Source organism: Pseudomonas sp. TE3899 (genome assembly GCF_056279105.1).
On sequence record NZ_JBWBQR010000001.1, the window covers coordinates 4,465,169 to 4,477,443 of the forward strand.

The 12,275-nt window shown below is 63.2% G+C and carries 12 protein-coding genes; all 12 read left to right on the forward strand.

Features of this window, described 5'->3' with window-relative positions; genetic code table 11:
• The first annotated feature begins 4 nt into the window (after positions 1–4).
• The 12 genes from ACZ89E_RS20305 to ACZ89E_RS20360 are packed head-to-tail and all read left to right on the forward strand — an operon-like array spanning position 5 to position 12,129.
• Entirely contained in the window at positions 5–259 is a 255-nt protein-coding gene (locus tag ACZ89E_RS20305; protein WP_007947135.1) for an acyl carrier protein, read from the forward strand.
• Positions 256–801, forward strand: a complete 546-nt coding sequence (locus ACZ89E_RS20310) for a COG4648 family protein (protein ID WP_149659198.1) — start codon at positions 256–258, stop codon at positions 799–801. Before ACZ89E_RS20305 ends, ACZ89E_RS20310 begins: the two co-directional genes overlap by 4 nt.
• Complete coding sequence (locus tag ACZ89E_RS20315; RefSeq protein WP_476256327.1) at positions 798–2,477, forward strand: ApeI family dehydratase; 1,680 nt, start codon at positions 798–800, stop codon at positions 2,475–2,477. The genes ACZ89E_RS20310 and ACZ89E_RS20315 overlap by 4 nt, the downstream gene beginning before the upstream one ends.
• Positions 2,470–3,204: a glycosyltransferase family 2 protein gene (locus ACZ89E_RS20320; RefSeq protein WP_149659196.1), complete on the forward strand. Its 735-nt coding sequence runs from the start codon at positions 2,470–2,472 to the stop codon at positions 3,202–3,204. The genes ACZ89E_RS20315 and ACZ89E_RS20320 overlap by 8 nt, the downstream gene beginning before the upstream one ends.
• The gene (locus ACZ89E_RS20325) at positions 3,201–4,148 is read left to right on the forward strand and encodes an LpxL/LpxP family acyltransferase (RefSeq protein WP_463259179.1); all 948 of its coding nucleotides are present in this window, start codon (positions 3,201–3,203) and stop codon (positions 4,146–4,148) included. Before ACZ89E_RS20320 ends, ACZ89E_RS20325 begins: the two co-directional genes overlap by 4 nt.
• On the forward strand, positions 4,129–5,673 hold the full coding sequence (locus tag ACZ89E_RS20330) for an HAL/PAL/TAL family ammonia-lyase (RefSeq protein ID WP_149659194.1): 1,545 nt from the start codon (positions 4,129–4,131) through the stop codon (positions 5,671–5,673). The genes ACZ89E_RS20325 and ACZ89E_RS20330 overlap by 20 nt, the downstream gene beginning before the upstream one ends.
• Positions 5,666–6,091 (forward strand): acyl-CoA thioesterase, encoded by a 426-nt coding sequence (locus ACZ89E_RS20335; RefSeq protein WP_149659193.1) that lies wholly within the window; start codon positions 5,666–5,668, stop codon positions 6,089–6,091. Before ACZ89E_RS20330 ends, ACZ89E_RS20335 begins: the two co-directional genes overlap by 8 nt.
• On the forward strand, positions 6,088–6,690 hold the full coding sequence (locus ACZ89E_RS20340) for an outer membrane lipoprotein carrier protein LolA (protein ID WP_476256328.1): 603 nt from the start codon (positions 6,088–6,090) through the stop codon (positions 6,688–6,690). The genes ACZ89E_RS20335 and ACZ89E_RS20340 overlap by 4 nt, the downstream gene beginning before the upstream one ends.
• On the forward strand, positions 6,674–9,016 hold the full coding sequence (locus ACZ89E_RS20345; RefSeq protein ID WP_476256329.1) for an MMPL family transporter: 2,343 nt from the start codon (positions 6,674–6,676) through the stop codon (positions 9,014–9,016). Before ACZ89E_RS20340 ends, ACZ89E_RS20345 begins: the two co-directional genes overlap by 17 nt.
• On the forward strand, positions 9,013–10,173 hold the full coding sequence (locus tag ACZ89E_RS20350; RefSeq protein WP_476256330.1) for a cation:proton antiporter: 1,161 nt from the start codon (positions 9,013–9,015) through the stop codon (positions 10,171–10,173). Before ACZ89E_RS20345 ends, ACZ89E_RS20350 begins: the two co-directional genes overlap by 4 nt.
• A complete protein-coding gene (locus ACZ89E_RS20355; protein WP_476256331.1) occupies positions 10,160–11,407 on the forward strand; it encodes an NAD(P)/FAD-dependent oxidoreductase in 1,248 nt (415 codons plus the stop codon). Before ACZ89E_RS20350 ends, ACZ89E_RS20355 begins: the two co-directional genes overlap by 14 nt.
• Positions 11,404–12,129, forward strand: coding sequence for a class I SAM-dependent methyltransferase (locus tag ACZ89E_RS20360; RefSeq protein WP_149659188.1), 726 nt, complete (start codon positions 11,404–11,406; stop codon positions 12,127–12,129). The genes ACZ89E_RS20355 and ACZ89E_RS20360 overlap by 4 nt, the downstream gene beginning before the upstream one ends.
• Positions 12,130–12,275: the final 146 nt, after the last annotated feature.

Here is a 12,275-nt window from a genome sequence, read left to right on the forward strand (position 1 = left end):
GACCATGCAAACTCGTGACGACATTTTCAACACCCTGCGCGATGCCCTGGTCGAACTCTTCGAGCTGGACCCAGCGCGTGTCAGCCTGGAATCCAACCTGTATCAGGATCTGGAGATCGACAGCATCGACGCGGTCGACCTGATCGACCACATCAAGCGCCAGACCGGCAAGAAAATCGCCGCCGAAGAATTCAAATCGGTGCGTACCGTCAGTGACGTGGTCGAGGCGGTCTACCGTCTGGTTCAACCGGCCGCATGAGCCGATTGATCGGCCTCGGCCTGCTGCTGGCGGGCCTGCTGTACCCCTTTGCGGTGTATTTCGGCATGGAGCACTTCGCCCCGTGGCAGTTTGGCTTGCTGCTGGGCAGCCTGTGGCTGGCGCGTGCGCTGACCGGCGTGCGGCGCCCGGGCAGTCGATGGATGGCCATTATCGCCATCGTGTTTTGCCTGCTGCTGGCGGTGTTCGATAGCCCGGAACTGCTGCGTTGGTATCCGGTGCTGATCAGTGGCTTCATGCTCGCGCTGTTCGGGCTGAGCCTGAAATATGGCCCGCCCATGGCTGAACGCCTGGCCCGTCTGCGTGAACCGCAACTGCCGGCCAAGGCAATCGTTTATACCCGCCAGGTCACGGTGGCCTGGAGCGTGTTTTTTCTTTGCAACGGATTGTGCGCCGCCGCGCTGACGCTCTGGGCGCCGCTGAGTTGGTGGATGTTGTACACCGGCCTGATCTCCTATGGATTGATCGGCCTGATGTTTGCCATTGAATGGCTGATACGACAACGGGTACGAGGCCACCCATGAATTGGATAACACTTGAGCATTTGCTGCTCAAGGCTCAGCCGGAACGTGCCATGACGGCCGAACCGGCGCTGAATCACGCGCAACTGTGCGAACAGGCCCTGAGCCTCGCCGCCGGCCTGCAAGCCCAGGGCGTGCAGCGCATCGCCGTGCACCTTGAAGATGGCGCCGAGCTGGCGATTGCCCTGTTGGGCGCCTGGCGTGCCGGGGTCAGCGTGCTGCTGCCGGCCGATCTGCAAGCCCAGACGCGCCAGCGCTGGTCGAACGAAGTCGATCTGTGGCTGACCGATCAGGCCGACGACGCACACCTCGGCGACTATCAGCATTCGCCAATGCCCGCCGCCGCGCTGGATCTGGATCGCTGCCAGCTCAGCCTGTGCACCTCCGGCTCCAGTGGCGAACCCAAGCGTATCGACAAAACCCTGCGCCAGCTGGCCAATGAAGTCCAAGCCCTGGAACAGCTGTGGGGCGCTGACCTCGGCCCGGCGTGCATCATCGGCAGTGTCGGCACCCAACACATTTACGGTTTGCTGTTCCGGGTACTGTGGCCGCTGTGCGCCGGGCGACCGTTCGTACGCAAGCAACTGGCCTTCCCGGAAGACTTGCAGCGCGCCAGCCGCGAACACCCGGTGTTCGCCTGGGTCGCCAGCCCGGCGCTGCTCAAGCGCATGGGTGACAACCTCGACTGGCCCGCCCTGAGCGCGGTGCGCCGAGTGTTTTCCTCCGGTGGCGCATTGCCCGCCGAAGCTGCCCGAAGCCTGTTCGAGCGCTTGCAGCAATGGCCGACAGAAATCCTCGGCAGCTCGGAAACCGGCGGCATTGCCTGGCGTCAGGGGCAAGATCTGTGGCAGCCGTTCGCCGACGTCATCCTGAGCCAGGACAGTGACGGTGCGCTGCTGATCGTCTCGCCCTACTTGCCCGCCGACCACGTCGAACACACCGCCGACGCTGCGCGGATCGCCACCGATGGCCGTTTCGAACTGTTGGGACGGCTGGACCGCATCGTCAAACTGGAAGAAAAACGTATCTCGCTACCGATGCTGGAACAGGCGCTGATGGCCCACGACTGGGTCGCCGAAGTGCGCCTCGGGGTGGTGCAGGAAAACCGCGCCTCACTGGGTGCGCTGCTGGTGCTCAGCCAAAAAGGGCTGCATGCCCTGCGCAATCAGGGGCGGCGAACCCTCACCCAAGAACTGCGGCAGCACCTGAGCCAGCATTGCGAAGCCCTGGCCTTGCCTCGGCGCTGGCGCTTGCTGCGGCAACTGCCACTGAACGCCCAAGGCAAACTGCCTCAGGCCGAGGTCGAAGCGCTGCTACTGGCACCGCGTCCCAAGGGACCGGAGGTGCTGGAACAGGTCGAAACCGACGGCGAATGGAGCCTGCAACTGGCTGTGCCACCGGACCTCGCCTACTTCAGCGGACACTTTCCCCAGGCACCGGTCTTGCCCGGCGTGGTGCAGGTGGATTGGGCGCTGAGCCTGGGTCAACAGCTGATGGACCTGCCGGCCAGTTTCGCCGGCATGGAAGTGCTGAAATTCCAGCAACTGGTGCGTCCGGGCGATGAAATCCAGCTGCACCTGCGGTTCGACCCGGTGCGCAGCAAGCTGTATTTCACCTTCCGCAATGACACCGCCACCTGCTCCAGCGGGCGGATTGTGCTGGAGGCAGCGGATGCATAACCCCTGCGCCATCATCCCGGTCTACAACCACGAAACCGCCATCACCACGGTGGTCGATGCCCTGCTCGCCAAAGGTTTGCCGTGCATTCTGGTGGACGACGCCAGCACCCCGGCCTGCGCCAAGGTGCTCGATCAACTGGCGCTGCGGGACAACGTCTATCTGATCCGCCTCACCGTCAATCAAGGCAAGGGCGGCGCGGTCATGACCGGTTTGCGCGAAGCCTCGCGCCTGGGCTTCAGCCACGCCTTGCAAGTGGACGCCGACGGCCAGCATGACCTGACCGACGTCGCCGCTTTCATCGAACTGTCCCGCGCCCACCCGGACGCGGTGATCTGCGGTTATCCGCTGTACGACGCCAGCGTGCCCAAGGGCCGTTTGTATGCGCGCTACCTGACCCACGTGATGGTGTGGATCAACACCTTGTCGTTGCAGATCCGCGATTCGATGTGCGGGTTCCGCGTCTATCCCTTGCCACCGACCCTGGCGCTGATCAGTTCGGCGAAGATCGGCAAGCGCATGGATTTCGACTCGGACATTCTGGTGCGGCTGGCCTGGCAAAACCTGCCGATGCAGTGGCTGCAAACCAAGGTCCATTACCCGCTGGATGGCGTTTCGCACTTTCGCCTGTTCCACGACAACGTTTTGATTTCGAGCATGCACACCCGGCTGTTCTTCGGCATGTTGCTGCGTGCTCCGGTGATCCTCTGGCGACGGTGGCGGGCATGAGCACTGACGCGGATAAAAAGCATTGGGCCGACCGCCAGGAGCGCGGCAGTTTCTGGCTGATGAAATTCACCGCTGTCTGCGCCAAAGTGCTCGGTCGGCGGCTGTTGAGCCCGTTGCTGTACGGCATCGTTTTGTACTTTTTCCTGTTCGGCCGCAGCGCGCGCAAAAGCGCCTGGCAATACCAGCAACGCCTCGCCGACTTCAGCGCGCGCCCAGCGTTGCGCCCGACCCATTGGCGGGTCTTCGGCCAGTTCATGGCCTTCGCCGATTCCATGCTCGACAAGCTCGACGTGTGGAACGGCAAGCTGAGCATCCAGCAGATCGAAATCGACGACCCGGCGCTGTTGCGCACCCAACTGCGCGGCGCCCGTGGGCAGATGCTGGTGGGCGCGCACCTGGGCAATCTTGAGGTCTGCCGTGCGCTGGCGGAGATCGGCGAACAAGTCACCATGAACGTGCTGGTGCACACCAAGCACGCCGAACAGTTCAACCGCCTGCTCGGCGAAGCCGGGGCGACCAATTTGCGGCTGATTCAGGTCAGCGAACTGGACCCGGTGATCATGCTGCAACTGCACGAACGCCTGGAGCGCGGCGAGTGGCTGGCGATTGCCGGTGACCGCGTGCCGCTGCATGGCGGGCGTCGCGTGATCGTGGACTTCCTCGGGCATCCGGCGGCGTTCCCCCAGGGCCCTTGGCTGCTGGCCGGTTTGCTCAAGTGCAAGGTCAATCTGTTGCTGTGCCTCAAGCAACCGACGGGCGCCTACCGACTAAGCCTCGAACCCTTCGCCGAGGCCGTGGAGTGGAAGCGCAGCGACCGCGAACAGGTCATTCATCAGTGGGCTTCCCGCTACGCCGAACGCTTGGGTCACTATTGCCTTGAAGCGCCACAACAATGGTTCAACTTTTACCCTTTCTGGAAGACCGATGACGACGCCAACGCTTGAGCCGGTAACCTTCGGCGAACTCCCTTTGCGCATCGAAGACGTGCTGGCCCTGGCCAATCGTCAGGCGCCGACGCAGCTGCAGGGTGACCCTGAATTTCGCGAGCGCATCGCCAAAGGCGCGCGATTCCTCGATTCCCTGCTGGACAAGGAAGGCGTGATCTATGGTGTGACCACCGGTTACGGTGATTCCTGCGTGGTCGCGGTGCCGCTGCATCACGTCGAAGCGCTACCGCGTCATCTGTACACGTTCCACGGCTGCGGCCTGGGCAAATTGCTCGACGCCCAAGCGACCCGCGCCGTACTCGCGGCGCGTTTGCAGTCGCTGTGCCACGGCGTGTCCGGGGTGCGCGTGGAACTGCTGGAACGCCTGCAAGCCTTCCTCGAACACGACATCCTGCCGCTGATCCCGGAAGAAGGCTCGGTGGGCGCCAGCGGTGATTTGACGCCGCTGTCCTACGTCGCCGCGACCTTGTCCGGCGAGCGCGAAGTGATGTTCCGTGGCGAACGTCGCGAAGCTGCCGATGTGCATCGTGAACTGGGCTGGACGCCGCTGGTGTTGCGCCCCAAAGAAGCCCTGGCGTTGATGAACGGCACCGCCGTAATGACCGGCATCGCCTGCCTGGCCTTCGCCCGCGCCGATTACCTGCTGCAACTGGCCACGCGCATCACCGCGATGAACGTGGTCGCGCTGCAAGGCAATCCTGAGCATTTCGACGAGCGCCTGTTCGCCGCCAAGCCGCATCCGGGGCAGATGCAAGTCGCCGCGTGGTTGCGCAAGGATCTGGCGATCGACGCGCCGACCGCGCCGCTGCATCGCCTGCAAGACCGCTATTCCCTGCGTTGCGCACCCCATGTGCTCGGCGTGTTGGCCGACAGCCTGAACTGGCTGCGGTCGTTCATCGAGATCGAGCTCAACAGCGCCAACGACAACCCGATCATCGACGCCGAAGCCGAGCGCGTGCTGCACGGCGGGCACTTCTACGGCGGCCATATCGCGTTCGCCATGGACAGCCTGAAAACCCTGGTGGCCAACGTCGCCGACTTGCTGGATCGGCAACTCGCGCTGCTGGTGGACGAGCGTTACAACCACGGTTTGCCGAGCAACCTGTCCGGCGCCAGTGCCGACCGCGCGATGCTCAACCATGGCTTCAAAGCCGTGCAGATCGGCACCAGCGCCTGGACCGCCGAAGCGCTGAAAAATACGATGCCGGCCAGCGTGTTCTCGCGCTCCACCGAGTGCCATAACCAGGACAAAGTGAGCATGGGCACCATCGCCGCCCGCGATGCCGTTCGGGTGCTGGAGCTGACCGAACAGGTCGCCGCCGCGACCCTGCTCGCGGCTAATCAAGGCGTGTGGCTGCGTGGCCAGGCCGAGGACGCACGCCCCCTGCCGCCGTCCCTGGCGGCGATGCACGAGGAACTGGCCAAGGACTTCCCGCCGGTCATCGAAGACCGCGCCCTGGAAGGCGAACTGCGGCTGTGCCTGAAACGAATCGCCGAGCAACACTGGAGGCTGCATGCGTAGCAAGGGAGTGCTTCACGCCGATACGGAAATCCTCGTGCCGTTCTTCGACGTCGACACCATGCACGTGGTCTGGCACGGCCATTACGTCAAATACCTGGAAGTTGCCCGGTGTGCGCTGCTGGACAAGCTCGGCCACAACTACACCGCGATGGTCGAGTCGGGCTTTGCCTGGCCGGTGATCGACCTGCAACTGCGTTATGTGCGCGGCGCGGTGTTCGGCCAGACGCTCAACGTGCGCGCCAGTCTGGTGGAGTGGGAGAACCGGTTGAAGATCAACTACCTGATCAGCGATCAGCAAACCGGCGAACGCCTGACCCGCGCCAGCACCGTGCAGGTCGCCGTCGACATGAGCAGCCGCGAGATGCAATTGGCCTCGCCGAAAGTCTTCACCGATGCTGTTGAAAGGATGCTGCCATGAACACCATTTTCAAATGCCTCGGCGCGTTAGCGCTGCTCGGATTGTCGTCACTCGCCAATGCCTTCGACCTGCAACAGCTCAGCGATCAACTGGCCAAACCCGACGTGATCCACGGCCACTTCATCCAGGAAAAACACCTGCGCGCCCTGCCGCAGCCGCTGGTCAGCAAGGGCACCTTCGTCCTCGCGAAAAACCACGGCTTGCTGTGGCTGCTGAAAACCCCGCTGCAACAGGATTACCGCATCACCGCCAAGGGTATCGCCCGGCGGGATGCCAACGGCTGGCAGTTGCTGCCGGGCAAGAGCGCGGGCGCGGAGCAGAACCGTTTGTTCCTCGCCGTGTTGCAAGGCGACAGCAGCGGTCTGCAACGGGATTTCGAGCTCTCGCTGAGTGGCGACGCCCAGAAATGGAAGCTGACCCTGACCCCGCGCTCGATGCTGCTCAAGCAGGTGTTCAACCAGATCAACATCGACGGCGGCGAACTGGTCAACAGCATCGAACTGCTCGAAACCCAGGGCGACAGCACCCTCATGCGCATGCAGGACAGCACCAGCGCCCAACCGTTAAGCGATGCGGAGCAACATGATTTTGCCGAGTGAACGGAGGCTCCCACGGCTGTTCCTGATCCTGCTGCTGGCGGTGCTCGCACTCGCCGGTTGGCAATGGCGTGACGGCGCCCCGCTGTCGGCCAATCTGATGGAACTGGTGCCCGGCACGGCGCCGGACGCGCTGGAACTGCGCGCCGAACAACGCATGCAAGAACCGCTGAACCGCGAAATGCTGGTACTGGTCGGCCACACCGATCGCCAGCACGCGGTGGCCATGGCGCAGAAACTCGGCGAACAGTGGCAGGCCAGCGGCCTGTTCGAAAAGGTCCAGTGGACCCTGCAAGCCGACTTGCCCGCCCTGCGCACGCAACTGCTGCAAGGCCGGCTGGCGATGCTCGCGGACGCGGATCGGCAACAACTGATCAAACATCCCGACGCCTTTATCCAGCAACGGGTGCAAGCGCTGTTCGACCCCTTCACCGGTTTCAGCCTGGTGCCGAGCCAGGACGACTGGCTGGGCCTGACCGGGCGCATCCAGAACAGCCAGCCACAACATGGCGCGGTGCAACTGGACATCGGCAGCGGCGCCTTGATCGCCGATGCCGACGGCAAGAGTTGGGTGCTGCTGCGCGCGCGTACCACCGGTAATGCCTTCGACATGAACCTGCCGCTGCAAGTGGCCGACCTGCTCAAACACAGTCGCGAAGAAGCCGCCCAGGGCGACGTGCAATTGCTCGCCGCCAGTGGCTTGCTCTATGCGGCCAACGGTCAGCAACAAGCCACCCGGGAGATGACCTGGGTCGGTGGCGGCGCCACGTTGGGCATTCTGTTGCTGCTGTTGCTGGCCTTCCGGCGTTTGCGTGTATTGCTCGCATTCGTCCCGGTGTTGGTGGGCATGTTGTTCGGTGGCGTGGCGTGCGTGGCGCTGTTCGGCCATATGCATGTGATGACGTTGGTATTGGGCTCAAGCCTGATCGGCGTCGCCGTCGATTACCCGCTGCACTACCTGTCCAAGAGCTGGAGCCTGAAACCCTGGAACAGTTGGCCCGCCCTGCGCCTGACCCTGCCGGGGCTGACCCTGAGCCTGATCACCAGTTGCATCGGCTACCTCGCCCTGGCCTGGACACCGTTCCCGGCGTTGACGCAAATCGCTGTGTTCTCCGCCGCCGGCCTGCTCGGTGCCTACCTGTCGGCGGTGTGCCTGTTGCCGGCGCTGCTCAAGGGTTCTGACCTGCGTCCGGCGCAATGGCCGTTGCGGGTGGCCGAATTTTTGGTGAACCTGCGCGAAGCGATGCTCCAGCGTGCCCGCACGCCGGTGTTGCTGGCCCTGCTGACCGCCTTCTGTATCGGCGGTCTGTTGCAGCTCAGCACCAAGAACGACATTCGCCAATGGGTCGGCATGCCGCAGCATTTGACCGACGAAGCGCAAGCCATCGCGCGCATCACCGGCTACCAGCCCACCAGCCAGTTTTTCCTGATCCGCGCCGCCAACCAGCAAGAATTGCTCGAACGCCAGGCCGCCCTCGGTGATCGCCTGGAGCAACTGGTCAACCTCGACAAACTCCAGGGCTTCTTGTCCCTCAACCAACTGGTCAGCCAGCCGAGCGAACAGAAGCAAGTGCGCGACGCGCTGACCAAGCTGCCGCAGTTCTGGCAACCGTTGCTCAATGTCGGTGTACCGGTCGAGGCGTTGCAAGCCGAGTTGACGAAGTTACAGGCGCTGCCCACCGAAGACATCGACGCAGCCCTGGTCGGGCCGCTGGCCGAGCCTTATCGCACCCTGTGGCTGGGGCCGACCGATGACGGTGGCGTAGCGGCCATGGTCAGCCTGCAAGGCTTGAACAATCCGTCGCTGCTGCGGGTCCAGGCCCTGGACTTGCCGGGGGTGGAACTGGTGGATCGTCTGGGCGAACTGAATAAGGTGTTCGCTGAAACCCAGATCAGCGCGGCGGAATTGAAACTCGCCTCCTGCGTATTGATCGTGCTGGTGCTGATCCTGCCGTTCGGCCTCAGCGGCGCCTTGAGAATCGTCGCCCTGCCGCTGCTCGCCGCACTGTGCAGCCTGGCCAGCCTCGGTTGGCTCGGCCAGCCGCTGACCTTGTTCAGCCTGTTTGGCCTGCTGCTGGTCACGGCGATCAGCGTCGATTACGCGATCCTCATGCGCGAACAGGTCGGCGGCGCTGCGGTGAGCCTGCTGGGCACCTTGCTGGCGGCGCTGACCACGTGGCTGTCGTTCGGTTTGCTGGCGGTGTCCAGCACACCGGCAGTGAGCAACTTCGGCCTGTCGGTGAGCCTCGGCCTGGCGTTCAGCTTCATCCTCGCGCCATGGGCGGGCCGTCAGACCCACGCCGTGGCAGTCGCGGAGCCAACAGCATGATGATCGCGCTGTTTTGGGTCATGGCCCTGGGGATGTTCGCCGTGGCCACCCGCGTCGGTCGGCATTTCGGCTTGATCCCGATTGTCAGCCAGTTGCTGCTGGCGACGTTCGGCCTGCCGCTGCTGATGTATTTCTGGATCGAACCGGGCTGGGAGCTCAGCGGCGCCGCGCTGATTTCCCCGGTGTGGCTGAAAAACCTCTACAGCCTGAGTTTCGCGCTGTTGCTGGGGCACATTCTCAGCGACGTGATCGACCTGAAGCTGGACCGCCAGAGCCTGAAAATCGCCCTGCCGAGTTTCTGCCTGCCGTTCGCCTGCGGCTTGGCGACGGCAGTGTGGCTGTTGCCGCCGCAAGCGTGGATCAGCTCGCTGGCCGTCGGTTTGGTCTTCGCCATCACCGCGATCCCGGTGTTGTACCTCTACCTGCGACACATCAACTACCCGCCCGACGCCACCCGGCGCCTGGTGCAGACCGCGATCCTGATCGACCTCACCTGCTGGACGCTGTTCGGCTTCGCCCAGGGCAGCCTGCACCTGAGCAGTCTGTTGCTGCCTCTGGCCGGCGCGTGCCTGCCGGTGCTGTTGCGCCTGCTTGGCTTGCGCCAACCCTTGCTGTACAGCGGCGGCTTCTTCGCACTGCTGGTGGTGGCCGAGCACTTCAAGCTCAACGCGCTGATTTTCGGCATCGGCTATTTGCTGTGCATGGCCGCGCTCAAAATACCGCTGGTGTTGCCGTTGCCGGCGCTGTGGATGAATCGTTTGCAGACCTGGATCGCCATCCCGCTGATCCTCACATTCGGCATCGTGCAGATCGATGTGCACGCCGCCATGGCCAGCCTCGGTTGGTTGCCACTGATTGCGCTGTTGCTGTTGCCGATTGCCAGCAAACTGCTGGGCAACTGGCTGGGCCTGGGCTGGGCCGGCGTTTCGGTGGATGGCGCCAGTCGCTGGCGCGAAAGCCTGCTGCTGAATATTCGCGGGTTGAGCGAGATCGTCTTTCTCAACCTGCTGCTGCAACAACACCTCATCAGCCCGGCGCTGTACTTTGCGCTGATGCTGATGGGCCTGATCGCAACACTGCTGCCGGCACTGGCCGGCATGCATCGAATCCCGCTGATTATCGCCACCCCGGCAAGGAGTCCACGTGCCAATCGTTGAAATGGAACATCGTCAGGTAGTGGTCATCGGGGCCGGGCCTTCGGGCGCCATCGCCGCCGCGCTGCTCAAGCGCAAGGGTCACGATGTATTGGTGATCGAGCGCCAGCATTTCCCACGCTTTTCCATCGGTGAAAGCCTGCTGTCCCACTGCCTGGATTTCGTCGAAGAAGCCGGCATGCTCGACGCGGTAAACGCCGCCGGGTTCCAGCTCAAAACCGGTGCCGCATTCGCCTGGGGCGAGCAGTACAGTGCGTTCGATTTTGGTGACACGTTCAGCAACGGCAAGCCGACCACCTTCCAGGTGCAACGCGCCGATTTCGACAAGCTGCTGGCCGATCAAGCGGCGCTGCAAGGCGTGGAATTGCGCTATGGCGAAGCCATCGTCAGCGCCGATTTCAGCCTGGCGAAACCGCAGCTGACGGTGCTGCGCGACGATGGCAGCGAGTACCGTGTCGAAGCCGATTTCGTGCTCGATGCCAGCGGCTACGGCCGGGTGTTGCCGCGCTTGCTCGACCTGGAAGCGCCGTCGAATTTCCCGGTGCGCCAAGCCGTGTTCACCCACGTCGAAGACCACATCGACCACCCGAACTTCGACCGTACCAAGATCCTCGTCACCACCCACCCGATTCATCGCGATATCTGGTTCTGGACCATCCCGTTCAGCAACGGCCGTTGCTCGGTGGGCGTGGTGGCGGCGGCCGAACATTTCGAAGGCCGCACCGATGATCTCGACGAGTGCCTGCGCGGCTTTATCGCCGAAACCCCAAGCCTGTCCGGTGTGCTGAACAATGCCGTGTGGGACACCCCGGCACGCACCATCGGCGGCTACTCGGCCAACGTCAAAACCCTCCATGGTCCAGGCTTTGCGCTACTGGGCAACGCGGCGGAATTCCTCGACCCGGTGTTCTCCTCCGGCGTGACCATCGCCATGCGCTCGGCGAGCATGGCCGCCGGTGTATTGCATCGGCAATTGCAGGGCGAAAGCGTTGACTGGCAGACCGAGTTCGCCGACCCGCTGAAACGCGGCGTCGACACCTTCCGTTGCTACGTCGAAGGCTGGTACGCCGGCACCTTCCAGGACGTGATTTTCCACGACGGCAGCTCCACCGATATCCGCCGCATGATCGCCTCGATCCTCGCCGGTTACGCCTGGGATGAACGCAACCCGTTCGTCAGCGAAGCGAAACGCCGGTTGAAGGTGATTTCGGAAATTTGCGCACGGGAAGCCACATGAGCTACCTGAGCGACAACTACGTCGAGGAAACCAAATTCGGTTTCTGGTTCCTGCGTAGCCATACCTGGCAGCACCATGTGCTGCGGGTGGCAATCAATGATTTGCGCGGTTTGTTCAGCGAGTCGCCACCCAGCCACCCGGTGTTGCTGGATGCTGGTTGCGGCCAGGGCAAGTCGTTCCAGTACCTGCGCCAGACCTTTGCGCCCCAGCGTCTGATCGGTGTGGATGCCGATCCGCACAGCCTGAACCTCAGCGGTGAAGAAGCGGCGCGCCAGGGCATGAGCGTGGAACTGATCGGCAGCGATTGCGCGACGCTCAACGTGCCGGACGCCAGTGTCGATCTGCTGTTCTGCCACCAGACCTTTCATCATCTGGTGGAGCAGGACCAGGCGTTGGCCGAGTTCTATCGGGTACTCAAGCCCGGCGGCTATCTGCTGTTCGCCGAGTCCACCGAGGCTTACATTGATACGTGGGTGATTCGCTGGCTGTTCCGCCACCCGATGCACGTGCAAAAGAGCGCGGCCGGGTATCTGGAGATGATTCGCCAGCAGGGTTTCGAATTCGGCCCGCAGAATGTGTCTTATCCGTACCTGTGGTGGAGCCGCGCCAAGGATTTCGGTTTGCTTGAACGCTTTGGTTTGCGCAAGCCCAAGCCCTTTGGCCAACGGGAAGAAACCCTGGTCAATGTGGTGGCGCGCAAGCCGCTTGAAGGTGCTGTGTGATGTCTGGCGCAACTGAAGAGCTTTTGTGGCGAGGGGGCTTGCCCCCGTTGGGCTGCGAAGCGGCCCCAAAACCTGCAACCGCAAAATGTCTGGTTAACCGCATGCAATGGTTTCACGACTGCTGCGCAGCCGAACGGGGGCAAGCC

Excerpts from the sequence above, each read along its gene's own strand:
- ACZ89E_RS20350 (WP_476256330.1), top strand. The coding sequence starts at position 9,013 with ATGATGATCGCGCTGTTTTGGGTCATGGCCCTGGGGATGTTCGCCGTG.
- ACZ89E_RS20330 (WP_149659194.1), top strand. The coding sequence starts at position 4,129 with ATGACGACGCCAACGCTTGAGCCGGTAACCTTCGGCGAACTCCCTTTG.
- ACZ89E_RS20320 (WP_149659196.1), top strand. The coding sequence starts at position 2,470 with ATGCATAACCCCTGCGCCATCATCCCGGTCTACAACCACGAAACCGCC.
- ACZ89E_RS20315 (WP_476256327.1), top strand. The coding sequence starts at position 798 with ATGAATTGGATAACACTTGAGCATTTGCTGCTCAAGGCTCAGCCGGAA.
- ACZ89E_RS20305 (WP_007947135.1), top strand. The coding sequence starts at position 5 with ATGCAAACTCGTGACGACATTTTCAACACCCTGCGCGATGCCCTGGTC.
- ACZ89E_RS20340 (WP_476256328.1), top strand. The coding sequence starts at position 6,088 with ATGAACACCATTTTCAAATGCCTCGGCGCGTTAGCGCTGCTCGGATTG.
- ACZ89E_RS20335 (WP_149659193.1), top strand. The coding sequence starts at position 5,666 with ATGCGTAGCAAGGGAGTGCTTCACGCCGATACGGAAATCCTCGTGCCG.
- ACZ89E_RS20360 (WP_149659188.1), top strand. The coding sequence starts at position 11,404 with ATGAGCTACCTGAGCGACAACTACGTCGAGGAAACCAAATTCGGTTTC.
- ACZ89E_RS20310 (WP_149659198.1), top strand. The coding sequence starts at position 256 with ATGAGCCGATTGATCGGCCTCGGCCTGCTGCTGGCGGGCCTGCTGTAC.
- ACZ89E_RS20325 (WP_463259179.1), top strand. The coding sequence starts at position 3,201 with ATGAGCACTGACGCGGATAAAAAGCATTGGGCCGACCGCCAGGAGCGC.
- ACZ89E_RS20345 (WP_476256329.1), top strand. The coding sequence starts at position 6,674 with ATGATTTTGCCGAGTGAACGGAGGCTCCCACGGCTGTTCCTGATCCTG.